Source organism: Heyndrickxia coagulans 36D1, assembly GCF_000169195.2.
Lineage (GTDB): Bacteria > Bacillota > Bacilli > Bacillales > Bacillaceae_C > Weizmannia > Weizmannia faecalis.
The window spans coordinates 2,799,952-2,824,836 of the sequence record NC_016023.1 but is presented as its reverse complement, the minus strand read 5'-3'; the positions used below and the strand labels follow the sequence as shown (position 1 = coordinate 2,824,836).

22 protein-coding genes, 1 riboswitch and 1 other annotated feature are annotated in these 24,885 nt (G+C 47.8%); of the genes, 3 read left to right on the top strand and 19 right to left on the bottom strand.

The window, feature by feature from the left end:
* Window positions 1–20: 20 nt before the first annotated feature.
* Entirely contained in the window at window positions 21–629 is a 609-nt protein-coding gene (locus tag BCOA_RS30585; protein WP_014097812.1) for a succinate dehydrogenase cytochrome b558 subunit, read from the bottom strand.
* A gap of 428 nt (window positions 630–1,057) precedes the next feature.
* Between BCOA_RS30585 and BCOA_RS30580 the strand changes: the two genes are divergently transcribed.
* Entirely contained in the window at window positions 1,058–1,522 is a 465-nt protein-coding gene (locus BCOA_RS30580) for a YslB family protein (RefSeq protein ID WP_014097811.1), read from the top strand.
* Between the two features lie 32 nt (window positions 1,523–1,554).
* Here BCOA_RS30580 and BCOA_RS30575 read toward each other — a convergent pair whose 3' ends face one another.
* The 12 genes from BCOA_RS30575 to zapA all read right to left on the bottom strand — a co-directional run bounded on the left by BCOA_RS30575 (window position 1,555) and on the right by zapA (window position 16,144).
* Window positions 1,555–2,784 carry an aspartate kinase gene (locus BCOA_RS30575; protein ID WP_014097810.1) on the bottom strand — a complete coding sequence of 410 codons (1,230 nt, stop codon included), beginning with the start codon at window positions 2,782–2,784 and terminating at the stop codon, window positions 1,555–1,557.
* Between the two features lie 136 nt (window positions 2,785–2,920).
* A riboswitch (Lysine riboswitch) is annotated at window positions 2,921–3,098 on the bottom strand.
* A gap of 102 nt (window positions 3,099–3,200) precedes the next feature.
* Window positions 3,201–4,973, bottom strand: coding sequence for an excinuclease ABC subunit UvrC (uvrC, locus tag BCOA_RS30565; RefSeq protein WP_014097809.1), 1,773 nt, complete (start codon window positions 4,971–4,973; stop codon window positions 3,201–3,203).
* Window positions 4,974–5,078: 105 nt separating this feature from the next.
* Entirely contained in the window at window positions 5,079–5,393 is a 315-nt protein-coding gene (gene trxA / locus BCOA_RS30560) for a thioredoxin (protein WP_014097808.1), read from the bottom strand.
* Between the two features lie 186 nt (window positions 5,394–5,579).
* Window positions 5,580–6,560 (bottom strand): electron transfer flavoprotein subunit alpha/FixB family protein, encoded by a 981-nt coding sequence (locus BCOA_RS30555; protein ID WP_014097807.1) that lies wholly within the window; start codon window positions 6,558–6,560, stop codon window positions 5,580–5,582.
* Between the two features lie 30 nt (window positions 6,561–6,590).
* On the bottom strand, window positions 6,591–7,364 hold the full coding sequence (locus BCOA_RS30550; RefSeq protein WP_014097806.1) for an electron transfer flavoprotein subunit beta/FixA family protein: 774 nt from the start codon (window positions 7,362–7,364) through the stop codon (window positions 6,591–6,593).
* A gap of 62 nt (window positions 7,365–7,426) precedes the next feature.
* Complete coding sequence (locus tag BCOA_RS30545) at window positions 7,427–8,200, bottom strand: enoyl-CoA hydratase (RefSeq protein WP_014097805.1); 774 nt, start codon at window positions 8,198–8,200, stop codon at window positions 7,427–7,429.
* 33 nt (window positions 8,201–8,233) lie between these two features.
* Window positions 8,234–8,827, bottom strand: coding sequence for a TetR/AcrR family transcriptional regulator (locus tag BCOA_RS30540; protein ID WP_014097804.1), 594 nt, complete (start codon window positions 8,825–8,827; stop codon window positions 8,234–8,236).
* A 142-nt stretch (window positions 8,828–8,969) separates the two neighbouring features.
* Complete coding sequence (locus BCOA_RS30535) at window positions 8,970–10,667, bottom strand: AMP-binding protein (RefSeq protein WP_014097803.1); 1,698 nt, start codon at window positions 10,665–10,667, stop codon at window positions 8,970–8,972.
* 236 nt (window positions 10,668–10,903) lie between these two features.
* Window positions 10,904–13,258, bottom strand: coding sequence for an endonuclease MutS2 (locus BCOA_RS30530; RefSeq protein ID WP_014097802.1), 2,355 nt, complete (start codon window positions 13,256–13,258; stop codon window positions 10,904–10,906).
* A gap of 75 nt (window positions 13,259–13,333) precedes the next feature.
* A complete protein-coding gene (gene polX, locus BCOA_RS30525) occupies window positions 13,334–15,052 on the bottom strand; it encodes a DNA polymerase/3'-5' exonuclease PolX (RefSeq protein ID WP_014097801.1) in 1,719 nt (572 codons plus the stop codon).
* A 278-nt stretch (window positions 15,053–15,330) separates the two neighbouring features.
* Entirely contained in the window at window positions 15,331–15,867 is a 537-nt protein-coding gene (locus tag BCOA_RS30520) for a CvpA family protein (RefSeq protein WP_014097800.1), read from the bottom strand.
* Window positions 15,854–16,144 carry a cell division protein ZapA gene (gene zapA, locus BCOA_RS30515; protein ID WP_013859878.1) on the bottom strand — a complete coding sequence of 97 codons (291 nt, stop codon included), beginning with the start codon at window positions 16,142–16,144 and terminating at the stop codon, window positions 15,854–15,856. The genes BCOA_RS30520 and zapA overlap by 14 nt, the downstream gene beginning before the upstream one ends.
* Before the next feature lie 100 nt (window positions 16,145–16,244).
* Here zapA and rnhC point away from each other — a divergent pair, with 100 nt between their 5' ends.
* Window positions 16,245–17,180, top strand: coding sequence for a ribonuclease HIII (gene rnhC / locus BCOA_RS30510; RefSeq protein ID WP_014097799.1), 936 nt, complete (start codon window positions 16,245–16,247; stop codon window positions 17,178–17,180).
* Between the two features lie 392 nt (window positions 17,181–17,572).
* On the opposite strand, the gene pheT is transcribed toward rnhC, so the two are convergent.
* From pheT to BCOA_RS30495, 4 genes are all read right to left on the bottom strand, one after another.
* Entirely contained in the window at window positions 17,573–19,987 is a 2,415-nt protein-coding gene (gene pheT, locus BCOA_RS30505; RefSeq protein ID WP_014097798.1) for a phenylalanine--tRNA ligase subunit beta, read from the bottom strand.
* 12 nt (window positions 19,988–19,999) lie between these two features.
* The gene (gene pheS, locus BCOA_RS30500; RefSeq protein WP_014097797.1) at window positions 20,000–21,037 is read right to left on the bottom strand and encodes a phenylalanine--tRNA ligase subunit alpha; all 1,038 of its coding nucleotides are present in this window, start codon (window positions 21,035–21,037) and stop codon (window positions 20,000–20,002) included.
* A 49-nt stretch (window positions 21,038–21,086) separates the two neighbouring features.
* Window positions 21,087–21,319, bottom strand: a binding site (T-box leader).
* 79 nt (window positions 21,320–21,398) lie between these two features.
* Window positions 21,399–21,524, bottom strand: a complete 126-nt coding sequence (locus tag BCOA_RS35630) for a hypothetical protein (RefSeq protein ID WP_014097796.1) — start codon at window positions 21,522–21,524, stop codon at window positions 21,399–21,401.
* A 148-nt stretch (window positions 21,525–21,672) separates the two neighbouring features.
* On the bottom strand, window positions 21,673–22,428 hold the full coding sequence (locus BCOA_RS30495; RefSeq protein WP_014097795.1) for a TrmH family RNA methyltransferase: 756 nt from the start codon (window positions 22,426–22,428) through the stop codon (window positions 21,673–21,675).
* Between the two features lie 104 nt (window positions 22,429–22,532).
* Between BCOA_RS30495 and sspI the strand changes: the two genes are divergently transcribed.
* A complete protein-coding gene (gene sspI, locus BCOA_RS30490; protein ID WP_014097794.1) occupies window positions 22,533–22,745 on the top strand; it encodes a small acid-soluble spore protein SspI in 213 nt (70 codons plus the stop codon).
* Window positions 22,746–22,771: 26 nt separating this feature from the next.
* Here sspI and BCOA_RS30485 read toward each other — a convergent pair whose 3' ends face one another.
* Together BCOA_RS30485 and BCOA_RS30480 are read right to left on the bottom strand one after the other, a co-directional pair.
* Window positions 22,772–23,197 carry a hypothetical protein gene (locus BCOA_RS30485; protein WP_014097793.1) on the bottom strand — a complete coding sequence of 142 codons (426 nt, stop codon included), beginning with the start codon at window positions 23,195–23,197 and terminating at the stop codon, window positions 22,772–22,774.
* A gap of 1 nt (window position 23,198) precedes the next feature.
* Entirely contained in the window at window positions 23,199–24,560 is a 1,362-nt protein-coding gene (locus BCOA_RS30480) for an IS4 family transposase (RefSeq protein ID WP_014097792.1), read from the bottom strand.
* Window positions 24,561–24,885: the final 325 nt, after the last annotated feature.

Sequence of the window (24,885 nt, the reverse complement as noted above, 5' to 3'; positions counted from 1 at the left end):
CTATTTTTCGAATCTTTTCATTATGCAAATGCTAATAAAGCCCTGACGCCGACAACAGAAAGCAGCACAAAGACCACAACCATCACATATGTGGAAATTTGCTGTGACCGGCGCGACTGTGTAATGCCCCAGCTGACCAGGAACGACCAGAGACCGTTGGCAAAGTGGAAAACGGCAGCCACTGTCCCAATTATGTACCAGGCGAGCATCCAATGATTGGCTAAAAGATTTGCCATCAGATCAAAATTCAATTCCTTGCCAAGCGCCATTTGAATGCGTGTTTCATAGATGTGAAATACGAGAAAAATCAGGACCAGCACACCGCTGATTCTTTGCAAAAGGTACATCCAGTTCCGAAAGTAGCCCATCGTACCGACATTGCTCGATGCCGTAAACGAAATATATAAGCCGTAAATTGCATGGAACAAAAGCGGCAAATAAATGAACACGACTTCCACAAAAAGCAGAAACGGCAGGTTTTCCATAAAACCGGCTGCTTTATTGAAGGCAGCAGCACCGTTTACCGCATAGTGGTTCACGGTCAAGTGGATGACTAAAAATAAGCCGATGGGTATAACACCCAGCAAAGAATGCAGTTTGCGGTTATAAAACTCTCGATTTCCAGCCACATTGTATCCCCCTTTGTAGTGTGAATTTATGCAAAGAAGACAAATTTTGCATTGCTTCCTCCCGCATAAATATTTTATAACAATTATGTGACAGTTTTATTGTACTCCCGACAAATGGGCGCGTCAAGGAAACGCATTCATGAATTTGCACTGAAAATACCGTTTATTTGTCATATTTGTCAGTCTTTCTCCCATTTTTTAAAATTTTTTCAGTATAGCTCTTTTGCCATATGCTTTTGCATAAAAAAGGAATTTTTATCCAAGGCTTGTCTTTTTTCATCGGATTTTACCGCAACCGGCATCATTTCCCCATGTGACGCGGAAGCCGGCGAAAAAAAGTTCCCATTATTTTGGTGTATACTCAAAAAATGCTTTTAAGTCCGGTTTTATTTTGTATATAATATAGCATATAGAAAGAGGGGAATTGCGTGAAATCTTCTGGCGGAAATGAACAAACCGTTGCGGAACAGCTAATGGTGCCCGCATTCGGATATGAGCTGTTGCGTAATATATTAATTCCGGATATACTCGGTAAGGAAACACCGGATATTCTATACTGGGCCGGAAAACATTTGGCAAGAAAATTCCAGCTGCTTACCTATGAAGAAATGGTTTCTTTTTTCAAAGAAGCCGGCTGGGGAACGTTATCGATCAAAAAAGAAGAGAAATATCATATCGAATTTGAGTTATCCGGGCCGATGATTGAACGGCAGCTGGATATGGGCGCAGGTCAAGAGCCGACATTCAAGCTTGAAGCCGGTTTTTTGGCCGAGCAGTACCAGATGCAGAAAAAACTGATCACGGAAGCTGTTGAGGAAGTTGCGAAAAAAGCAAAAAAAGTCCGGATCACCGTGCAGTGGGATGCGAAAGACCCGGCCGGAGAATCAATATGAAAAAGCAGGGGCTCCCCTGCTTTTTCATATTTTCATATATTTTGTTCCACTGCATCCAGTTCAAATGCTTCGTGCAGGCACCGGGCGGCCCGGACCATTTCTTTTGCATCGACAACGGTGGACACTTTGATTTCGGACGTGCTGATCATTTTAATGGCAATGCCGTGATCTGCCAGCACCTGGAACATTTTTGCCGCAACGCCTGGGTTGGAAACCATGCCCGATCCGATGATGGACACTTTTGCGAGGCCGGTTTCCGTTTCAAAATGGTCTATGCTGAGGGCTTCTTTCCCGGCTTCCAAAAGATCGGCCGTTTCTTTCAGATCTTTATCTTTTATCGAAAAAGATAAATACGTTTTATGGTCCGCTGTCTGGTTCTGGATAATGATATCGACATCAATATGGTGTTCCGCCAGTGTCGTAAAAATATCCGGCAAATTGCGGAAGCCGTTTTCCAGTCCGAAAATGGTCACCCTTGTAATGCCATCTTCAAATGCAACGCCGCGGACAATTAAGTTTTTTTCCACCGAAACTTCCTCCTCTATTAACGTGCCTTCCTCCCTTTCAAGGCTCGAACAAACGATCAGCGGCACAGCCGCATTTTTGGCAAACTCCACTGCCCTTGCATGCAAAACGCCCGCCCCGAGACTCGCCAGTTCAAGCATCTCATCATAGGATACAGCCTTAAGCTTCCGGGCATTCGGAATATAGCGCGGGTCGGACGTAAACACGCCGGTTACATCCGTGTAGATCAGGCAGCGGTCCGCATGAAGCGCTGCTGCAAGCGCCACTGCCGTTGTATCTGAGCCGCCCCTACCGAGTGTCGCAATTTCGCCTTCTGGGGTGATGCCCTGAAACCCGGCGACGATTACAATTTGCCCGGCTGCCAGACGGGATTTGATTTTTTCAGTCCGGATTTCCGTGATCCGGGCGTTTCCGTGCACGGGTTCCGTTATAATGCCGGCCTGCCATCCGGTATAAGAAACGGCATCGTAGCCTTGATCGATCAGTGCCATGGCGACAAGCGAAATCGTCACCTGTTCGCCGGTTGAAAGCAGCATATCCATTTCGCGTTTTGCAGGATACGCAGAAAGTTCATTTGCAAGCCCGACAAGCTGGTCCGTTGTTTTGCCCATCGCGGAAACAACGACGACAACATCATGGCCCTTTTCCTTTTCTTCAATAATCCGGTTGACCGTATTCCGGATCCTTTCCACATTTCCAACCGAAGTTCCCCCGAATTTCTGAACAATGATTCCCAATAACTCCGCCACCTTCTGCAGTTTATAAGTAAAATGAGGCTGTCAGAGTGAAAGCAAAGCAACTTGGCGCCCATTTAAAAAAAGCAATGAGAACGGATATCTCATCGCTTTTGCATACGCGGGTACGCAGTCATTCCTGTGAGATAGCGCTCCAAGACATTTCATCCTGACAGTTCCGGACTTTTTCAGTACAGAACCAGCAAAAACGGCATTGAGGCCATTTTCACTTCGGCAAAACTTCCTTTCAGAAACGATCCCGGAAGCCCAATCTTCTCCCGTTCCTTACTCTTAAGTTTTGCGCCTCTATCATGTAACGGCTTTGCCGGACGCCGGGATGACCGCTCCCGAAAGTCTGAAACAAAGCTTGCCATATGAAATTATCATGATTATACCATATACAGAAAAACCCTGCCAGGTTATTCTTGTAATTTTTTGATTAATGCTTCGGATACGGGACGCGGGATGCCCGCTTCCACAAATTCTTCCAGCTTTGCTTGTTTCATTTTCTTCAAGGAGCCAAAGTGGCGAAGCAGTTGTTTTTTCCGTTTCGGCCCGATGCCCGGAATATCGTCAAGCGCCGATTGAAAAGCGGATTTTCCGCGCAATTCCCTGTGGAAGGTAATCGCAAACCGGTGCACTTCATCTTGGATGCGCTGAAGCAGGTAAAATTCCTGGCTGTTCCGCCCGAGCGGCACAACTTCCAGCGGGTTGCCGAACAAAAGCTGCGATGTATTGTGCTTCTCATCCTTTGCCAGGCCGCCGATCGGGATCTCAAGCCCGAGCTCATTTTCAAGCACATCCCTTGCCGCGTCAATTTGCCCTTTTCCGCCGTCAATAATGATGAGATCCGGAAGCGGCAAGTTTTCCCTTAGGGCACGGATGTAACGGCGGCGGATCACTTCGCGCATCGATTCATAATCATCCGGTCCTTCCACTGTTTTGATTTTATATTTGCGGTATTCTTTTTTTGCCGGCTTACCGTCCACAAACACGACCATCGCCGAAACCGGGTTTGTCCCCTGGATATTCGAATTATCGAACGCTTCAATCCGGTGCGGCGTGTAGATGCCGAGCTTTTCGCCAAGATTTTCAACGGCTTTGATCGTTCGTTCCTCGTCCCGTTCAATCAACGCGAATTTTTCCTTCAATGCAATCTTTGCGTTCTTCTCGGCCATTAACACGAGTTCCCGTTTCTGGCCTTTTTTCGGCTGGAGCACTTTGATTTCGAGCAGTTGTTCCGCCAGTTCCCGGTCTGCTTTTTCCGTAATCAGCACTTCTTTCGGCTTAATATGTTCCGGTTTGGCGTAAAACTGCCCCAAATAGCTCAAAAATTCCTCCTCCGGCTCATCGTAAGACGGAAAAAGCGAGACATCCCGTTCGATCAGCTTTCCTTGGCGCATGAAAAAGACCTGGACGCACATCCAGCCTTTATCCACTGCGTAGCCGAAAATGTCGCGGTCCGTAAAATCCGTCATTGTAATTTTCTGTTTTTCCATCGTCATTTCAATATTGGCGATCTGGTCACGGTATTCTTTTGCCCGCTCAAATTCAAGCTTTTCTGCAGCCTCATGCATTTTTTCTTCCAGTTCTTTTTTGATTTCCGTGTAACCCCCGTTCAAAAAGCGGGTAATTTGATCGGTGATCTCTTTGTATGTTTCTTCTTTCACCTCATTGACGCACGGCGCAAGACACTGGCCCAAATGGTAATAAAGGCAGACGCGGTCCGGCATATTGGTGCATTTCCGCAAAGGATACAACCGGTCCAGCAGCTTTTTTGTTTCATTGGCCGCCTGCACGTTTGGATACGGGCCGAAATATTTGCCTTTATCTTTTTTCACTTTCCGGGTGGTGATCAGACGCGGGTGGCGTTCATGGGTCAGCTTAATATACGGGTATGTTTTATCATCTTTCAGCATGATGTTGTATTTCGGGTCATGCTTTTTGATTAAATTAATTTCAAGAATAAGGGCTTCAATATTGGAAGAAGTGACAATATACTCAAAGTCTTCGATCTCGCTGACAAGCCGCTGCGTTTTTGCGTCATGCGAACCGGAAAAGTAAGAGCGGACACGGTTTTTTAAAATTTTGGCCTTCCCGACATAAATGATGGTCCCCTGTCTGTCTTTCATTAAATAGCAGCCGGGTTGGGCGGGCAGGAGGGCAAGTTTATTGCGGATCGTCTCGTTCAATTTCTCTTCACCTCAAAATCCTGCGTTCTGTAAAAAACCCGGACCACAGCCGGCCCGGATTTTAAAATGCATTTGCGCACGGCTTGAAGCCGCGCATTTATTGTATTATAAATGTTTGTTCACTAATTCTTGCAAAGCTTCTTTCGGCTGGTAACCGATCACTTTGTCGACCGGTTTGCCATCTTTCATGAGAACAAGGGTCGGAATGCTCATGACGCCGAATTTGCTGGTCGTTTCCTGATTCTCATCCACGTCTACTTTGACGATTTTCACCTTGTCGCCCATTTCAGCATCGATTTCTTCAAGTACCGGTGCAATCATTTTGCACGGACCACACCATGTTGCCCAAAAATCCGTTAATACCAAACCTTGGCTGACTTCCTGCTCGAAAGTCGCGTCGGTAGCATGTGTAATTGCCATATTGAAAGAACCCTCCTAAATCAAACTATTACTGCTTGGGATAAGTATATCATCCTTTATCATATGTTGCGAACAATTTGTCCGGTCCGGAAAAAGCAGTAATGATTTTATTATTTTATACCCTTTTTTCACGAATATCCAACAGAAAACAGGCCCGGAACGAATTTTTTTCGTCCGGGCCCGGGATTACGCCGATGTGACTTTTAGTTTTTTGATTTCCTCTGTGAGAAGCGGGACCACTTCGAACAGGTCGCCGACGATGCCGTAATCCGCCACGTTGAAGATGTTCGCTTCCGGGTCTTTGTTAATGGCCACAATCACTTTTGAGTTGGACATGCCGGCCAAATGCTGGATGGCGCCGGAAATACCGCATGCGATATACAAATCCGGTGTAACCACTTTGCCCGTCTGCCCGATTTGCAGGGAATAATCGCAGTAGCCGGCGTCACATGCGCCGCGCGAAGCCCCAACCGCGCCGCCGAGCACATCGGCAAGCTCTTTCAGCGGTTTGAAGCCGTCCGCGCTTTTCACGCCGCGGCCGCCTGAAACGATGACTTTCGCTTCCGAAAGGTCAACCCCTTCACTTACTTTCCGGACCACTTCTTTGATGATCGTGCGTAAATCTTTAATTTCCGCTTCGACGGTTTCAATGTCCCCTGTCCGCGATTCGTCTTTTTCAAGCGGGCTGATGTTGTTCGGCCGAATGGTCGCAAAGATGACCCCGTCTGTTACGATCTTTTTCTCAAACGCCTTGCCGGAGTAAATCGGGCGGGTAAAGACGACATGTTCCCCGGCTGATTCCACTGCGGTTGCGTCCGAAATCAGGCCGGCATCCAATTTAGCCGCTACTTTCGGGGCCAGGTCTTTGCCAAGCGCCGTATGGCCGATTAAGATGCCATCCGGCTTTTCAGATTCGACAATCGCAAGCAATGCTTGGGAAAAACCGTCTGAAGAATAGCTTTTCAGCTTCTCGTCTTCCACCACGGCAACACGGTCAGCACCGTATTGTATCATGTCTTTCCCCAAATCTTTCACAGCGTCCCCGATCAAAACGCCGACCACTTCCCCGCCTTCTGCTACCGTTTTTCCGGCGGCAATGGTTTCATATGATACATTGCGGAGCGATCCGTCACGGACTTCCCCCACTACTAATACTTTTCGACTCATGCTGATCCCCTCCATTTCCGGTTTCTTCGCTTAAATCACTTTTGCTTCGGTATGCAATAATTGGACAAGTTCTTTTACTTGGTCGACAATTTCGCCTTCAAGCACTTTTCCTGCTTCTTTTTTCGGTGGCAGGTAAACCTCGATCGTTTTGGTTTTCGGCTCCACGTCTTCTTCTTCAAGGTCAAGGTCATCCAGTTCCAGCTCTTCAAGCGGTTTTTTCTTCGCTTTCATGATCCCCGGGAGCGAAGGATAACGCGGCTCATTTAAGCCCTGCTGCGCTGTGACGAGCAGCGGAAGGGTCGTTTCAATGATTTCGGAATCCCCTTCGACATCTCTTGTGACCGTCGCTTTGTCGCCATCAATTTCCAGATTGGTGATCGTCGTGACATACGGGATACCGAGCAACTCCGCCACCCGCGGGCCGACTTGTCCGGAAGCGTTGTCAATGGCGACATTCCCGCCGATAATGAGATCCGGTTCCTGCTCTTTTAAATAAGCGGCGAGCACTTTTGCCGTTGTGACCTGGTCGCTTGCTTCCACATCGTCTTCAATATTAATGAGGACTGCTTTATCCGCACCCATCGCAAGTGCCGTCCGCAATTGCTTTTCGGCTTCTTCATTGCCGACTGTGACAACTGTGACTTCGCCGCCCTGGGCATCGCGTACCTGGATGGCCTCTTCAACGGCGTATTCATCGTACGGGTTGATGATATATTCTGCCCCGTCATCCTGGATGCGGCCGTTTGCAATCGCAATCTTTTCTTCTGTGTCAAAAGTCCGTTTTAATAATACGAAGATATTCATGCCGTTCCCTCCCTAAATCGTTAAAAAATAAAATCTTTTAAGCGCATACAAATCAAAAAATGTTAGGCCCCTGTAAAACGCGGTTCCCTTTTTTCAATAAAAGCTTTGATGCCTTCCTCTGCATCTTTTGAGCCGAACAGCTCAAGAAAACGTGCGGATTCCTGCTCCAAGCCTTTTTCGTAATCGTTTGTTTTTGAATAATTGACGAGTTCAATAGAGGCTTTCAGGGCCAGCGGGCTTTTCTTTGCAATTTTTTCAGCCAGCGCCCTTGCTTTCGGGAGCAGTTCCTCTTCTTTATAAGCATGGTTTGCAAGCCCGTGCTGCACGGCCTCCGTTCCGGTCAGCGGTTCGCTTGTCCACAGCATTTCAAATGCTTTGCCGCGTCCGACATACCTTGGCAGCCGCTGCGTTCCGGCAAAACCCGGCACGAGTCCGAGGCTCAGTTCCGGGAGGCCGAGTTTTGCATTTTCTGTGACAAGGCGGATATGGCATGCCATCGCAAGTTCGAGCCCACCGCCAAGTGCCGCGCCATGGATCGCGGCGATGACCGGTTTCGGGAACGCTTCCACTTTTTCGAACAATTCCTGACCGGAAACCGCCAGCGCATCGGAGCCGCCGGATTTCCTTAATTGGACAAATTCTTTAATATCCGCTCCTGCCGAGAAAAATCTTCCTTTCCCGTAAAGGAGCACGACCCGGGTTTCAGGATCGTTTTCAAGTTGGCCAAACGCTTGCGCAAGTTCTTTTAAAAGAGCCTGCGCAAGCGCATTGGCAGGTGGCCTGTTCATTTCAATGCAGGCGACCGCATTTTCCCGTTTGATCGTAATAAATTCCATCCCGTCTCAAACCCCCTTGTGAAAGCTGCGGCATTAAACCGCCGTTTTTTTGCCGCAGCCGTTAATGATCAATTGATGGACGGGAGCAGCCAGTGAAACGAGGTCGTATTTTTCTTTATTCATCACCCATGTCGTTACCGTTTCATCGACTGTCCCGAAAATCATCTGCCGGACGAGCCGGACGTCAAGCCCGGAATCGAATTCGCCTTTTTCCATGCCTTCGCGGATGATTTGGTCAACGAGCGTCAAATATTCTTTCAGTACGCTGTTGATTTTAAGCCGCAGATCTAAATTGGTCTGCCGCAGTTCCAGCTGGGTCACGACCGCCAAATGGTGATCGGCGGCAAGGACTTTGAAGTGGTTTTCGATCATCTTGAGCAACTTTTCGGAAGGGGAAAGGTCCCCTGCAATATATTCGGAAACCTTTTCGATAAACAGCTGCATCTTTTCTTCAAACAAAGAAATCAGGATATCTTCTTTGTTTTTAAAATACAAATAAATCGTGCCGTCCGCTACGCCCGCCTGTTTTGCAATTTTTGAAACCTGTGCCTGATGATAGCCGTGTTGTGCGATAACCACCACTGCTGCATCAATAATTTGTTTGTACTTTGGCCTGTTTTTCCTCACGGGCTATCACCTTTCAATCTCATGATCTGTCAATTTGGCCGACCGGTTTAATGGCGGCCAGAAAATGAATGACCATTCATTCATATTTTCATATTATACAAGAATGCAGCATTTGTCAAGTCCTGTTTATAAAAAAATTTCCTTACCCGATCTTCTCTCCTCCATTTTCCATCTTTTCTTTTTCTTCTGCAACCAATGAGCGCCGCAAAATTTTCCCAACGGCCGTTTTCGGCAGTTCATCCCGGAATTCGTAAATGCGCGGGACTTTATATGCCGCCAGATATTGGCGTGCAAACCGGTCCAGTTCTTCTTCCGTTACTGTCATATTGTCTTTCAGCACAATATAGGCTTTGACGGTTTCCCCGCGGTACGGGTGTGGCACGCCGGCAACCACGGCTTCCTGAACGGCAGGGTGCTCATACAGCACTTCTTCGACTTCACGCGGATAAATATTATAGCCGCCTGCAATAATGATGTCTTTTTTCCGGTCGACAATATAAAAATAACCTTCTTCATCCATATAAGCCAAATCCCCCGTAAATAGCCACCCGTCTTTTAGCACTTCCTTCGTTTCTTCCGGGCGGTTCCAGTAACCTTTCATCACTTGCGGCCCTTTTACCGCCAGCTCGCCGACTTCACCGGGCGGTAACGGCCTGCCGTCTTCGAGCGAGCGGATTTCGCAGTCCGTATCTGGCCATGGCACGCCGATACTGCCCTTGACGCGTTTTCCCCATACAAAATTGGCATGGGTGACAGGAGAAGATTCACTGAGGCCATACCCTTCCACAAGCTTGCCGCCGGTCACCCCTTCAAATTTCTGCTGAACTTCTACCGGCAGCGGGGCAGAACCGCTGATGCATGCTTCAATCGATGACAAATCATATTCCTTAATTTTCGGGTGGTTTAAAAGCCCGATATAAATGGTTGGCGCACCCGGAAACAAAGTTGGCCGCTGTTTTTCAATTGTCTTCAGCAGTGACTCCGCATCAAAGCGCGGAATTAAAATCATTTTAAAGCCCTGCATCACAGAAAGAATCAGCACGGTCGTCATGCCGTACACATGGAAAAACGGAAGCATGCCGAGCACCACTTCTTCCCCTTTTTTGGCCCTGTACATCCAGGCATCACACATTGTCGCGTTTGCAATCAAATTGAGATGTGTCAGCATGACGCCTTTTGGCACGCCGGTTGTGCCACCGGTGTACTGAAGAATCGCAAGGTCCTCTTCGATATCGAACGGCGTGTCAAGCGGTTCCGGAATTTCTTCCTTCATGATGTTCTTTAGCAAGTGATGGTGCCCGCCGTGCTCGACCCGGACAGTAACGCCCGTTTGCTTTTTCTGCAGAAACGGGTAGATGACGTTTTTGGGAAAAGGCAAATACTCGCTGATGGCGGTTACAATAATATGTTCGAGATCGGTTTTCTCAAATACTTTTGCCACTGTCGGGTACAGGAAATCAACTGTCAGGATGGCCTTCGCGCCGGAGTCTTTCAGCTGATATTCCAGTTCCCTTTCCGTATATAGCGGATTCGTCATGACGGCTATCCCGCCCGTGTAAAGGATGCCGTAAAAACCGATGACGGCCTGCGGGGAATTCGGGAGCAGCACGGCAACCCTATCGCCTTTTTCCACTCCGAGTTTTTTTAAATACCCGGCAAATTTGAGCGCCGCTTCATACACTTCACGGTATGTCATTTCTTTCCCCATAAAATGGAGCGCTTTTTTGTCAGGATACTGTTCAGCTGCTTCGGTTAAAAATGCACAAACCGGTTTTCGCGGATACGTAAGGGAAACGGGTATTTCCGGCGGATACTGGGACAGCCATGGCCTGTCTGTCATTTGCATCAACTCCATTTTGCATCTTTTATTGACTTATTTTATTATAACGAAAATTGAAAGCGTTGACAATTATTTGCAGCCGAAACAGGAGAAGGATGCGCTCCTTCTCCTTGTCACGGGCTAATCTGCAACAATCAAATAAATGACGCCAAGCAATGCAAAAACGGCACAGCAAACAAACAAAATTTTTGCCAGCTTTTCGAGAAACAAAAGGCCCTCCCCCTTGCCCTTGAAAATTACTTGAATTCTACAATCGTAACGCCGCTGCCACCTTCGCCTGGTTCCCCGAGACGGATTCGTTTTACGGCGCGGTGATGTTTTAAAAATTCCTGCACCCCGTTCCGGAGCGCACCTGTTCCTTTCCCGTGGATGATCGAAACGCGCGGATACCCGGCTAAAAGCGCATCGTCAATATATTTTTCAACTTTTAAGAGCGCATCTTCATAACGCTCCCCGCGCAAATCGAGTTCCAGGCTGACATGGGAATCGCGCCCCCTGACCGTTGCCAGGTGCTTCTCCGGCTGTTTTTGTTGCGGCGGCCGGATATATTCCATGTCGGATTCTTTTACTTTCATTTTCAAAATACCCATTTGCACGAGCCACTCGCCGCCTGCCGTTTGTTCAAGCAGCGTGCCTTTCTGGTTGAAGCTGAGCACTTTGACTTCGTCGCCCGGCTGGTAGATATGCTGTTTTTTTGCTTTTGCCGCCGGTTTGCGGTCCAGTTTCGGCGCCAGTTCCTCCAGCTGTTTTCTTGCATCAATCAGTTCATGTTCTTTCACATTGGCTTTGGATTCAAGCTGCATTTTCCGCAAGTCGCGGATGATCTCTTCCGCTTTTTCCTTTGCCTCTTCCACCACTTTTGCCGCTTTTTTCTCCGCTTTTCCGTACAGCTCATCGCGGCGGGCATAAAACGCCGCCATTTGTTTTTGCAAATCACGGTGCAGTTCCTCGGCATCCTTCAACAGTTCCTGCGCTTCCTGCCGTTCTTTTTCCGCCTCGCGCCTAGCCGATTCGAGCGCGGCAATCATATTTTCGACCTCGTTTGTGTCCGCGCCGATTAGTGATTGGGCGTGTTCAATAATGGACGGGGAGAGCCCGAGGCGCCTTGAGATTTCAAACGCATTACTCCGGCCGGGAACGCCGATTAAAAGCCGGTATGTTGGGCTTAATGTTTCCACATCAAACTCGACGCTTGCATTGACGACCCCTTCACGGTTATAAGCGTATGCCTTCAGTTCCGGGTAGTGGGTGGTGGCGACAACGCGGGCCTCCCTTTTGTACACTTCGTCCAAAATTGAAATCGCAAGGGCAGCCCCTTCCTGCGGGTCGGTACCGGCGCCGAGCTCATCAAACAGGACGAGCGACTGATCGTCGACCCGTTTCAGGATTTCAACGATATTTGTCATATGGGAGGAGAAGGTGCTAAGGCTTTGCTCAATCGACTGTTCATCACCGATATCGGCAAATACTTCTTTAAAAACAGCCATTTCCGAACCGTCCAAAGCGGGAATTTGCAGCCCGGCCTGCGCCATGAGCGTGCACAGCCCGATTGTTTTCAGCGTAATCGTTTTTCCGCCTGTATTCGGCCCGGTTATCACAATGGTCGTATATTCCTGCCCGATCGTAATATCATTTGGCACCACTTTATCGGCTGGAAGCAACGGATGACGCGCTTTGAACATACGGATGGCGCCATGATTGTTGATCACCGGTTTCGAACCTTTAATGGACCGGCCGTATAAAGCTTTGGCAAACATAAAGTCAAAATCAGCGAGAATTTCAACGATGGTTTCAAGCTCCCCGCCGGCTGCTGCCACTGCGGCGGACAATTCGCTTAAAATCCTTTCAACCTCCTGCTGCTCTTTTAAATGCCATTCACGCAGCTGGTTATTCAAGTCCACCACCGATTGCGGCTCAATGAACAAAGTCTGTCCGGAAGAAGACTGGTCATGGACGATTCCCCCGTAATTTGCCCGGTATTCCTGTTTTACCGGGATACAATAGCGGTCATTCCGGATCGTAATAATCGCATCCGACAGCATTTTCGCCGCATTTTTGCCGCGGATATAGCCTTCCAGTTTTTCACGAATGCGCCGTTCCGTACCGCGCAGCCCGTGCCGGATTTGGCGCAGCGTTTCGCTTGCCGAGTCCAGAATTTCCCCGTTTTCATCCACCGCATTCCGGATTTCATGTTCGAGCGGCGTAAGGACCGCAATCCTGTCCACCATGCTTGTTAAGATCGGCAGTTCTGTTTCTTCTTCCGTGATTCCTTCAATAAACCGTTTCATCGTTCGGCTGACATGGATGGTGCTGGCAATCTGCACCAGTTCCTGCGGGTTCAGCCTGCCGCCGATCGCCGCTCTTTTCAGATGACGGCGGATGTCATAAATGCCGAAAAGCGGCACATGCCCTTTTAAACGCAGCACTTGCGCCGCTTCATCCGTCTCCTCCTGCATCCGGACCACTTCTTCATAGGAAGAGGAGGGAAAAAGGGCTTCAATTTTTTCGGCCCCAAGCGGAGAAGAAGCGTGCTCAAGCAGCAGATTTTTAATTTTATCAAACTCGAGTGTTTTGATGATTTTATGTTGCATCTATTCGTCCTCCATGCATTCCGGATTCCAGCGTTCCGGAAAACTGCCCTCTATTCATTGCAGAAAGGGAATGGATCAGTGCTGATGTTTCTGTTTTAAAAACTCAAGGAGTTGTTCTTTCGTATACGTATTGACCACATTTTTCCTTTCAATCCAGCCTTTTCTCGCGGTTCCGACACCGAAAGCGATATTGCCCAGTTCCGCAGTTGCGTGTGCATCGGTGTTAATCGCGATTTTCACACCGGCTGCCTGCGCTTCTCTTGCACGGGCCGCTGAAAGGTCCAATCTGGCGGGGTCGCCGCTTAATTCAAGGATCGTGCCGGTTTCCTTTGCCCATTGGAAAAGCAAATCAAAATCGACATCGTACCCCTGCCTTTTTTCGATTAATCTTCCGGTCGGATGGGCAATCATGTCCACATGCGGGTTGAATAAAGCGTTGCGCAGCCGTTTCATGATCTGCGCGCGGCTATTCCCGAACCCCGAATGGATGGAAGCAATGACGAAATCAAGGCCTGACAGCACATCATCATCAAAATCCAAAGTCCCGTCCGGCAAAATGTCCATCTCAATACCGGACAAAATCAAGATATCCGGATATTTTTCATTTAACCGGCGGATTTCATTCATTTGCCTGATCAAACGTTCACGTGAAAGCCCGCCGGCGACTTTTAAATATTTAGAGTGGTCCGTGATTGCGATATATTCGTACCCTCTTCTTCTGCATGCATTGACCATGTCTTCAAGCGAATCTTTCCCGTCCGACCAGACGGTGTGCATGTGCAGGTCGCCCTTTACATCATCGATCTGGACAAAAGGCGTCCCCTTATAGGTTTCCACCTCGCTGCCGTCAGCGCGGATTTCCGGAGGGATGTAAGGCAGGCCGTAATGATGATAAAACGAAGCTTCACTCGGAAAACGGAGCAATTCGCCTGTCTTCAGAATTTTGACGCCGGATTGCGTCAGCCGCTCGCCATGAAGACCGGCAATCTGCTGCATTTTTTCCAGATGCGGTTCCGGCCCTGTTGAAAGAAAAAGCGTCATCGCATACAGGTCAGGCAACGCGATCCGGAAATTGATCCGTAAGCCAGGTTCCCCTTTTAATTTAGCCGTTATTTTTATACTCCGGATAGAAACAGCTTCCACGACTTCGTTCATTTGAAGAATGTCCTCCGCAACCGATTTTGGATCGAATGTAGAGATGACATAATCGAGTTCTTCTATTCTTTCTTCAAACCGCCGGATACTGCCGGCACGCGAATAGGTTTCTATTTTCCTGTTTCCGGACAGCGTTTCTTCGATCAGCAAAAGTACCGGCAGCAGCCGGCCGATGGTATAAGCCGGTTTCCCCGAAAGCTGGTCAAGCGCGTGCAAAAGATTGGACTGCGTCGTTTTTCCAAACCCTTTTAACGTTTCAACTTTTCCTTCTTCACAAGCTTTCCTTAAAGAATCCGCATCTGTAATGCCAAGTTCCCTGTAAAGCCTTGATATTTTCCTGGCACCAAGACCCTGTATCTGCATGAGCGGAACCAGCCCTTTTGGAACTTCGTCTTTTAGTTGTTCAAGCAGGGTGGACCGCCCAGTTTCCACGAACTCTTCGATGACGGAAGCGGTTGTTTTTCCAATATGAGGAATATCCGTAAAACGGCTGATTTCTGACAAGTCACGCCCATCCGCTTCCAAGGCAGATGCAGCCCTGCGGTAAGCCGCGATTTTAAAATGGTTTTCGCCTTTCAATTCCAAGTAAACCGCAATTTGTTCCAGCAGCCGGATGACACTGCGTTTATTTGTCCGCATTCGCCTGCCCCCTTTTTAACTTATTAAGTGAAGGATCGGGTTTTTACCGTTTTCCCGCTACGATGATTGGGAAAGCGCCCTTCCAATGGCCGCACATTTTTTCCAGCAGCATGGGAAGTATTTGAATCCGTGCCCGGCATTCAAGCCCCGTCCGGAAAAAACCAGCATGTACACGGGCGATCCCCTCCATAAAGAAACACTCCCCCGTCGCGAGAAGTGCTGTTTTGAAAAACCCATTTTCAACCCGTTTGCAAATGGTAAACGTGCCGCCCGGGTTTCTATTTCACCCACCATGACGCCACAAGAGCTGAAATATAAGGTGTATTTTTAATCATGCCTTCTGCGACTGCGGATGCCTTGAGCGCGGATTGGATCTCATCCACCGGCAGCAAGGATCCAATATATAAAACGATAAAAATGATCAAGTACAGCTCGGCAAACCCTAGGATGCCGCCCGCCCATCCATTGACTTGTTTGAGGACCGGGAGCTGGGCCAAAAAGGTAAGGGATGACCCGACAATATTTAGAAGTATCCTGACGGCAAAGAAAAGAATGGCAAACGCAATGATCCGGTAAAATGCCGTTTCCATATTGCCCTCGTGCATCAGAAGGGCAAATGAGCTGTCGCTGTTAAAAGAAGGATACGGAATCATTAGCTTCAATTTTTCCGCCAGGTCATCATACAATATGTACGCAACTGCGGAGGCAATTACAAACCCTGTGAGGTGGACAGCCTGCAATATAAATCCTTTCCGCTTCCCGTTCAGGAATCCAAGCACAAGCAAAATGATGATGATCAAATTAACCATTTTCATCTTCATCCTTTTTCAACAATTGTAAATAGTGCTGTTCAAGCAGCTCATACTGCTCTTTCAGTTTTATATAATCATGGACAGCATTTACGGCTGTCAGCACAGCCACTTTGCCAGTATCTAATGAAGGATTCTTCGCGCTGATTTCCCGCATTCTTTCATCAACCATCGAGGCAACCAGGCGAATATGGCTTGCCGGATCCGTTCCGATTATGGTATATTGCTGTCCGTATATGCCAACAGTAATTCGGGTTTTTTCCAATGTTGCCTGCCTCCCCATTTGTAAGAATCCTATTCTCTATCATAGCATGACGGAAAAGCCTTTGTCTAACAATGTCGAACAAATTCAAGGAGATCCTGAAACTGCCGGAGGAATCAAAATGTCAAATACTGTCATTCTCGTTTCAGCTTCAACCATGCAAAAAATGAAACAATCTTATCAAAACAGCCTGTCAGGAAAAGTTCCGTCCGGCGCCGTTTTTGCCGCAAAAATACCAGGCTGCTCCATTACCGGCTATAAGTCCGGAAAAGTTTTATTTCAAGGGCCGGCCGCAGAAACGGAAGCGTCAAAATGGGGACAGCCGCTGGAAAAGAAGCCGGATGCCGCCCGGAGCGCAAAATCTTCCGGCAACCCGCTGCCTCCTGATATCGGAGAGCTTTCCGTCATTGGATCGGATGAAGTCGGAACAGGCGACTTTTTCGGGCCGATGACGGTCGTCAGCTGTTACGTTGAAAAGAAACAGCTCCCGCTTTTAAAAGAACTGGGCGTAAAAGATTCAAAAGGATTAACAGACAGTCAGATTGCCGGATTAGCGAAAGAACTGCTCACCTTTGTTCCGTACAGCCTGCTCATTTTGCCGAACGAAAAATACAACCGGCTCCAGCAATCGGGCATGTCGCAAGGAAAAATCAAAGCATTGCTCCATAACCGGGCTTTGTACAATACCGCCCAAAAAATTGCGCCGGCAAAACCGGATGCAATTTTAATTGATCAGTTCGCAGAAGCGTCCACTTATTATCGGTATTTGCAGAACGAAAAAATCGTCATGCGTGACGGCGTCTATTTTAGCACAAAAGGGGAAAGCGTCCATCTTGCGGTTGCGGCCGCTTCAATTCTCGCACGCTATGCTTTTGTCCGGGAGTTTGAAAAATTGAGCAAAGAAGCCGGATTTGTTTTGCCAAAGGGCGCCGGTGCACAGGTGGACCGGGCTGCCGCACGGCTCATCAAGGAAAAAGGCATGGCCGCGCTGCCACATTTTGTCAAACTGCATTTTGCCAATACGGAAAAAGCAAAGCGGATCGCGGGCGTGAAATAAAGGATGGTGGGAAAGACATGGGGTGACGATAGGCGATAAATTTTGAAGGAAAGGCTAACGAGGAGGGACGTTAAGCGAAGGAAACGGAAACGGATGAATTTTCCCGTGCATCTTAACGTAGACGGGGGCTATGGGAAGGAGGGACTTCGTTTTTGCTTGCTTCCTTAACGTAGACGCGCTCTATGTAAAGAAACGCCTTCGTTTTTCCGCGCTTCCTTAACTTAGAGGCGCCCTATGTGAAGAAAGGCCGCCTCTTTTCCGCGCTTTCTTCATGTAGACGCACTCTATATAAAGGAAGATCGTCAATTTCCACCGCTTCCTTCACATAGACAGCGCTTTGATTTTTGCACTAAAAAAGAAGAGGCCTTTAAGCCTCTTCTTTTTTCTTGGGATTAGCCCCGTAGTACTGCGCCTGCTTTTTCTTTTACGGCGGCAAGTACTTTCTCATGCTGGGCGACGACTTCTTCATCTGTTAATGTGCGTTCCGGATCGAAATAAGTAAGCGAGAAGGCAATTGATTTTTTGTCGGGTTCCATATGCTCGCCTTCGTATAAATCAAAAATCGAAACGGATTTCAAAAGGGTTCCGCCGGCCTCCTGAATGATTGCCTGCAGCCGGGCTGCTTCCACATCGCGGTCGACAACAAGCGCAATATCGCGGGTGATAGCCGGGAAGCGCGGGATCGGCCGGTATTGAACCGGTTCGGCCGGGTAATGGTATACCGGCTCCAGTTTCAGTTCGAACACGTATGTTTCTTTGATATCGAGTTCTTTTTGTACGTTTGGATGCACCTGGCCGACAAAACCGATCGCTTCCCCGTCAAGTAAAATTTCCGCTGTCCTTCCCGGATGCAGCCCTTCAAATGTTGCCGCGTGGTAGGAAATAGCGCCGGAAACTCCGAGTTTTTCAAACAGGCCTTCCAAAATCCCTTTTGCCACAAAGAAATCTACTGCTTTCTTTTCTCCTTGCCACAAGTTGGAAACCCAAAGCCCGGTGATGGCGCCGGCGAGGTGTTCCTGTTCTTCCGGCTGCGCTCCGTCTGCCTTTTTCAAAAAGACATTGCCAACTTCATACAGGGCAACCGACTCGTTTTTACGTGCGACATTATACGCGACGGATTCCAAAAGATGCGGCAAAAGGCTTAAGCGCAGCACACTGCGTTCTTCGCTCATGGGCATAGCAACGCGGACTGGTTCGCGTTTTTCAAGCGCGTACTGGTGTGCTTTTTCTTCGCTTGTTAAAGAATACGTGGTTGCCTGGTACAGCCCCGTTCCTTCAAGAAAACGTTTCGTGGCGCGGCGTTTTTGCTGAATGACGTTCAAGCCGCCCCGCGTTCCCCTGCCCGCCGGCAATGTTTTTGGCAGCAGGTCATAACCGTACAGGCGCGCCACTTCTTCAATCAGATCTTCCTCAATCGTAATATCGCCGCGGCGGGTTGGCACAATCACTGTAAAACGGCCGTCTTCCCATGATGTTTCAAACTGGAGACGTTTAAAAATACGGAGCACTTCTTCCGCTGAAATTTGCGTTCCGAGCACACGGTTGATTTTTTCCAGCGTAATGGTGACAACAGCCGGCTCAATATGCAAATGATTTTCGGCAACCATTCCGGCAAGCACTTCTCCACCCGCATATTTGGCAATCAGCATTGCGGCCCGTTCTGCTGCGGGCACAACGCGGTTCGGATCAATCCCTCTTTCATAACGGCTGCTTGCCTCGCTGCGCAGGCCGTGGTCTTTTGAAGCCGTCCGAATTGTTCCGGCGTCAAAATAGGCGGATTCCAAAAGTACGTTTGTCGTCGTTTCGGATACTTCCGAATTGGCGCCGCCCATGACACCGGCCATTGCGACAGGTTCAGTGCCGTTCGTAATGACAAGATGGACATCTTTTAACGTGCGCTCCTGGTCATCGAGCGTGACCATTTTTTCCCCTTCACGCGCCATGCGGACGACAATTTCTTTGGAACCGAGCTTGTCATAGTCAAACGCATGGAGTGGCTGGCCGTATTCGAGCAAAATATAGTTCGTAATGTCGACCACATTGTTGTGCGGGCGGATTCCTTCTGCCATGAGCCGCGCCTGCATCCAGAGCGGGGACGGGCCGATTTTCACGTTGCGGATGACTTTTAATGTGTAAAGCGGCGCTGCTTCTTTTGCCTCGACACGGACCGAAATGGCATCAGCAGCTTTATCGGATGCTTCCTGCACTTTTGTTTCCGGCAATTTCACGTCTTTTCCAAGGATCGCTGCTACTTCGTAGGCAACGCCAAGCATGCTCATGCAGTCCGCCCGGTTCGGAGTAAGCCCCAGTTCAATAATCGTATCATCCAATCCTAAAAGTGGCAGCACATCCTTCCCCACTTCCACATCATCCGGGAACACATAAATGCCGTTTGCATACTCTTTTTGGACGAGCTTGCTTTCAACACCGAGTTCCTGCAGTGAGCAGATCATCCCGTTCGACTCCTCGCCGCGCAGTTTCGAGCGTTTGATTTTTACATGCCCCGGCAGCCAGGCGCCCGGTTTGGCAACGGCAACTTTCTGCCCTTTATCGACGTTTGGCGCGCCGCAAATAATTTGGACAGGCTCACCTTCCCCGATATCAACCAGGCATTTGTTTAATTTATCGGCGTTCGGATGCTTTTCTTTTTCCAAAACATGCCCGACAACGACATTTTTAATGCCTTCCCCCTTAAATGCCACGCTTTCGACTTCAATCCCGGTCCGCGTAATTTTTTCAGCCAGTTCTTCCGGCGAAATGCCGTCCAAATCTACATATTCCTGCAGCCATTTATATGAAACAAACATGTTTGACCCTCCTTATTCTTGTACGGAAAACTGCCGTAAAAAACGAATGTCATTTGTATAAAAGTGGCGGATGTCATCAACGCCGTATTTCAGCATCGCAATCCGCTCCGGCCCCATGCCAAATGCAAAACCGGTATATTTTTCCGGATCAAAGCCGGACATCCGTAATACGCGCGGGTGGACCATGCCGGCGCCCAAAATTTCAATCCAGCCGGTGCCTTTGCATACATGGCAACCGTGCCCACCGCACATTTTGCATGAAATATCCATTTCAACACTCGGTTCAGTGAACGGGAAAAAGCTCGGGCGCAGCCGGATTTCACGGTCTTCACCGAATAATTTTTTCGCAAACACTTCCAACGTCCCTTTTAAATCGGCCATCGTAATGTTTTCGTCAACAACGAGCCCTTCAATCTGCATAAACTGGTGGGAATGGGTCGCATCATCATTGTCGCGGCGGTATACTTTCCCTGGGCAGATGATTTTGACTGGCCCTTTGCCGTGATGTTTTTCCATTGTCCGCGCTTGGTTTGGTGAAGTATGGGTCCTGAGCAAAATGTCATCGGTTATGTAAAAGGTATCCTGCATATCGCGTGCCGGATGCCCTTTCGGCAGGTTCAGCGCTTCAAAATTGTAGTAATCGGTTTCCACTTCCGGCCCCTCGGCAATCGTATAGCCCATCCCGATAAACAAGTCTTCAATTTCCTCAATGACTTTTGTAAGCGGATGGTGGCTGCCTGCTTTTACCGGGCGGCCCGGCAGCGTGACATCAATTTTTTCAGATGCCAATTGTCGCTCGACGGCTTCCGCTTCCAATGCCGCCTGCTTTTTTTCGATACCTGTTTGAATGGCGGCACGCACTTCATTGGCGAGCGCGCCCATTTTCGGCCGTTCTTCTGCTGACAGCTTTCCCATGCCGCGCAAAACTTCCGTAATCGGGCCTTTTTTGCCGAGATAGGCGACACGGATCTCGTTCAGCGTTTTTAAATCAGCAGCCGCACCAATTTTGGCAAGCGCTTCGGTTTGCAGTGCTTTCAACGTTTCTTCCATTTTCTTGTACCTCCTTTAAGTTTTGGGCGTTAAAAAAGCCCCGTCCTGGAAAAGGGACGAGGCAATGGTTCGCGGTACCACCCTAATTAACATAATTAAATTATGTTCGCTTCATTTCAATAACGGCTTTTAACCGTCCCGCCTTTACATTGCAGGCAATGGTCCAAGCGGCAACTCGAGGGGTGAACTTCGCTTCATTTCCCCATAAAAATGCTTCCAGTCTACGGCATTTTCTCCCTGCATGGCGAAGATCAAGCTACTTTTCCCTGTCATGGTTTTTATCATTTTTCAATTATGTTTTATTATAGCGGGAAATGCCCGCAATTTCAAACGGAAAGTGACCTCTCTCTAGATGTTTATCTTAGAGGATAAAGTGCCTTCCCATTTTAGTCACAGGCGCGGCCGTTTTCACGCGAATTTTTTCGCAATAAATGAACGTGTTGAGGGTCACCTTTTTATTCTGGTCAAGCAGTGCAGCCGCTCTCATGAAAACGCCCTCCCCCGTTCCTTATTGGCACCCATGCTGAAAAATTGTCCCAGCTGTTTTTCATCATTCTGCCGCTGCTTCACCTCATGCATTTTATAGGTCTGCTTTTTTGCCTCAAACATGGATACATTCACTTTTTCCGCCGAAATTACGACCGCATCGCAAAGTCATACATTAAAATGCCGGCTGCCACCGCAACATTTAGCGACTCGCTTTTGCCGAAAATCGGGATGGACAAATTTTGTTCCGTTTGCGCAAGCAAGTCAGGGTGTACGCCGCTTCCTTCATTGCCAACAAGGATCGCAAAGGCATCACCTGGATTTACTTCGCGAAACGTTACGCCGTTTTCAAGCGCTGTTCCGTAAACCGGCACTGCCGCTTCGTTCAGTTTTTCAATCCACATGTTTAAATCGCCTTTTAAAAGCCCGACGTGGAGATGGCTTCCTTGTGCCGCACGCAACACTTTCGGGCTGTACGGATCCGCCGTGCCCTTGCCGAAAATAACGGCATCAAACCCGGCTGCGTCCGCCGTCCGGATCATCGTTCCTGTATTGCCGGGATCCTGCACGGCATCAATTAAAAGATAACGCCTGCCGATGATTTTGGACGGCTGTTTTTTCATCCGGCACACGGCAAAAATGCCTTGCGTCGTTTCTGTATCGGCAAGCGTTTTGCTGATTTCATGCGTGACAGTGGTTACCGGCACCCCTTCCGTATTCCAGCGGTTTGGCAGGTCCACGCCTTCTTCAACAATAATTTCTGTCACTACTTCTTCTTTCAGCGCTTCTTCGACGAGATGGAACCCTTCCAGCAAATAAGTAAATGTTTTTTCGCGTTCTTTTTTCGCGGTTAGTTTTTTCCAATGCTTTACTTGCGGATTTTGCAAGGATTGTATGTATTTCAACGTGTTTGCTCCCTTTTCGTTAAGTTTTCCTTGGAATAGTATACATAAAAATTGTGGCCATGTGAAATGCTAGCAGTGAAAGTGATCAAAGGAGCTGAACCGAAATGGATTTGGACTTGCGGAAAGCAGTCATTCACAATGTAAAAGAGGACACGCAAGATCAGTTAAAAGATACGATTGTCGATGCCATTCAAAGGGGCGAAGAAAAAATGCTCCCGGGGCTCGGCGTCCTCTTTGAAGTCATTTGGAACCATGCGGATACACAGGAACAAAAAATGATGCTGGAAACGCTCGAGCAGGGGCTGAGCCAGGCGTAACAAGGGAGCGGAAAAAGCCGCTCCTTCTATATGTGCACCGGCTCTTCCAATCCGTTTACAGTTGCAATGAATGACGGCAAATTTCTTTTATGCCACCCGTAACCAATCAGCACTTTGTTTAATCGGAAAACAGCCGTACCATCCGAAGTCCCAACATACAATCTGTGGTAAGTCAGCTTCGGAACAGTTTTCATGCTTGTGATCTTTTCTCCCGGAATAAATGCCGATTCGTCCGGTAACATATTGCCCGTAATATTATTGATTGGAATGACGGTCAGCCCTTGTTCACTATAGCTGAGCACATTATACTTTGTCCCCAGTGCTCCCGCCGGCCCTCTCAGCAAATAATCCGAAAACGATGGCAAAATGATCCCGCAAACCGTACACTTCTCCGCTGTTTTATCATATCTGCCAGCCTCTGTTAAAAAAGCAACAAAATCCTTTTCTTTCAACTCAACTTTCGCAGAGTGAAATTGGCAAATAAGCTTTGATATAACTAGGTAGGCCAGAGATCCACTGTTCCAGTTGACTTTGAATTAACTTTTTAAATCTTTTATTGGTCTGTTTTAGTGCGTCTTGAAGAAGCTCGATTAACTGCTGCAATGCAACAGCCCAATCAAGTTCATTTACTTCGTCGCAAAGTTCATAAAACAGCCTGCCTATTGTTCTTTGATCGGTGTTGCAGCGGTTTTGCCACGATAGCACGATAAAACGTGCAAATACAATAGTGGTATGGCTGATTAACCCATCATACGAGCGACTTTGGAGCTCTTTTTCAAGTTTTAAAAGCGATTTTGTCGTCTTAAAGAACACTTCAATATCCCAACGCATCCCATAGATTCGAACAATTTCCTGTTCGGAAAGGGTGCAGTCCGTACTGAGGAGGGCAAGCCATTCACTTTTCTTGTTTCTGTTTTGAACGAATATAACTTTTACAGGAGTTCCATTCGCCATAACGGTACGGATAGAGCGAAGGATACCCTTCTTCGACTGTAGGGGTTGAGCCAGGCGATAGAGCTGCTTTAACGAAACCAGCTTTCCGTCAACGTTATATCGTTGTTTTGTTTCCTTGACCATGCCAATCACGTCTAAACCTTGTTCCACAATGGCTTTGACAAGTGGAGGCAAAGTAAACCAAGAATCCATTAGAACATAGCTTGCATTTATTCCACTGGCAAGCGCTCGTTTGAGCATACTAGGGATCTGTTCGGGTTCTGACTGTAAAGCATTTTTACGGCGTTTATACCCACAGGTACGTTTATCAATTTGTTCAGAGATTCCATTAATCTGAGCCTTCTTGGAACTGAGTAAAGAGAAGTCAATGGGCATGAAGGTGTAGCCGTCCGACCAGCCTAAAGTTAACATGCGAAATCCTTTATAAAAACGCATTTTAAGAGAAGCGTGGTCAAAGCAACGAGCCAGCAGTTCTACTTTTTGACTACGATTTCGATAAAACGATGAGTCATCAACAATGAAGACTTTAGGACGACTTTTGTCAGTAAGGCGTTCTACTTTGCGAATAGTAAATGTGCTCAAAAGAAGTAAAAACTGCCGCCAGTTGAACGTCGATTGGTTTAAGAAACGATACACGGCATCCTTGGCTGGGAATTGATCTGCTTTCTTTGACTCAAGAAGAGAAAACCAATTCTTGTGTTGGAAAATCAAGCAGAAAACAAGTTGAAACAAATAAGAACAACTAAAACCAAAGGATTTTTTTATGCCAGCATGGCGTAAGTGCTTCTTCATTTCAAGCTCAGAAAAAACAGAATCAAGTTCTTTTGGTAGTTGATTGTATTGGCAATTTTGGTCTATCATGTAGAGGACACCTCTTCTATGTGGTAGTGATTTTTTGTCAATCTCACTATACCAAGGAACGAGGTGTTTTTCATTTTATATTCATTTTGTCAAACAACATAATGGATAGACTTAAAGTTCAATACAGCCAACGATTAGCACTTATTTTATTGGTGCGAAAGTTGAGTTTCAACATGAAAAATTCCTCCCTCTATAAATGTTGATGTATCAACGGTTTAAGCCGTTAGTGGGGTGTCAAAAAAATATTTTTTGGCACGCTTCCTAACAAAATTTTTATATTATGTGAAACTATTCCAACATACGGGTACGCTACGCGGTCACTACT

Bases quoted from the DNA above. Each gene is read 5' to 3' on its own strand.
- pheT (WP_014097798.1), bottom strand. From the start codon at position 19,987: ATGTTTGTTTCATATAAATGGCTGCAGGAATATGTAGATTTGGACGGC.
- BCOA_RS30555 (WP_014097807.1), bottom strand. From the start codon at position 6,560: ATGAGTCGAAAAGTATTAGTAGTGGGGGAAGTCCGTGACGGATCGCTC.
- BCOA_RS30520 (WP_014097800.1), bottom strand. From the start codon at position 15,867: ATGAAAATGGTTAATTTGATCATCATCATTTTGCTTGTGCTTGGATTC.
- sspI (WP_014097794.1), top strand. From the start codon at position 22,533: ATGGATTTGGACTTGCGGAAAGCAGTCATTCACAATGTAAAAGAGGAC.
- zapA (WP_013859878.1), bottom strand. From the start codon at position 16,144: ATGGGGAGGCAGGCAACATTGGAAAAAACCCGAATTACTGTTGGCATA.
- BCOA_RS35630 (WP_014097796.1), bottom strand. From the start codon at position 21,524: ATGAGAGCGGCTGCACTGCTTGACCAGAATAAAAAGGTGACCCTCAAC.
- BCOA_RS30480 (WP_014097792.1), bottom strand. From the start codon at position 24,560: ATGATAGACCAAAATTGCCAATACAATCAACTACCAAAAGAACTTGAT.
- polX (WP_014097801.1), bottom strand. From the start codon at position 15,052: ATGCGGACAAATAAACGCAGTGTCATCCGGCTGCTGGAACAAATTGCG.
- rnhC (WP_014097799.1), top strand. From the start codon at position 16,245: ATGTCAAATACTGTCATTCTCGTTTCAGCTTCAACCATGCAAAAAATG.
- BCOA_RS30550 (WP_014097806.1), bottom strand. From the start codon at position 7,364: ATGAATATCTTCGTATTATTAAAACGGACTTTTGACACAGAAGAAAAG.
- BCOA_RS30530 (WP_014097802.1), bottom strand. From the start codon at position 13,258: ATGCAACATAAAATCATCAAAACACTCGAGTTTGATAAAATTAAAAAT.
- BCOA_RS30545 (WP_014097805.1), bottom strand. From the start codon at position 8,200: ATGGAATTTATTACGATCAAACGGGAAAATGCGGTCGCCTGCATTGAA.
- BCOA_RS30535 (WP_014097803.1), bottom strand. From the start codon at position 10,667: ATGACAGACAGGCCATGGCTGTCCCAGTATCCGCCGGAAATACCCGTT.
- pheS (WP_014097797.1), bottom strand. From the start codon at position 21,037: ATGGAAGAAACGTTGAAAGCACTGCAAACCGAAGCGCTTGCCAAAATT.
- trxA (WP_014097808.1), bottom strand. From the start codon at position 5,393: ATGGCAATTACACATGCTACCGACGCGACTTTCGAGCAGGAAGTCAGC.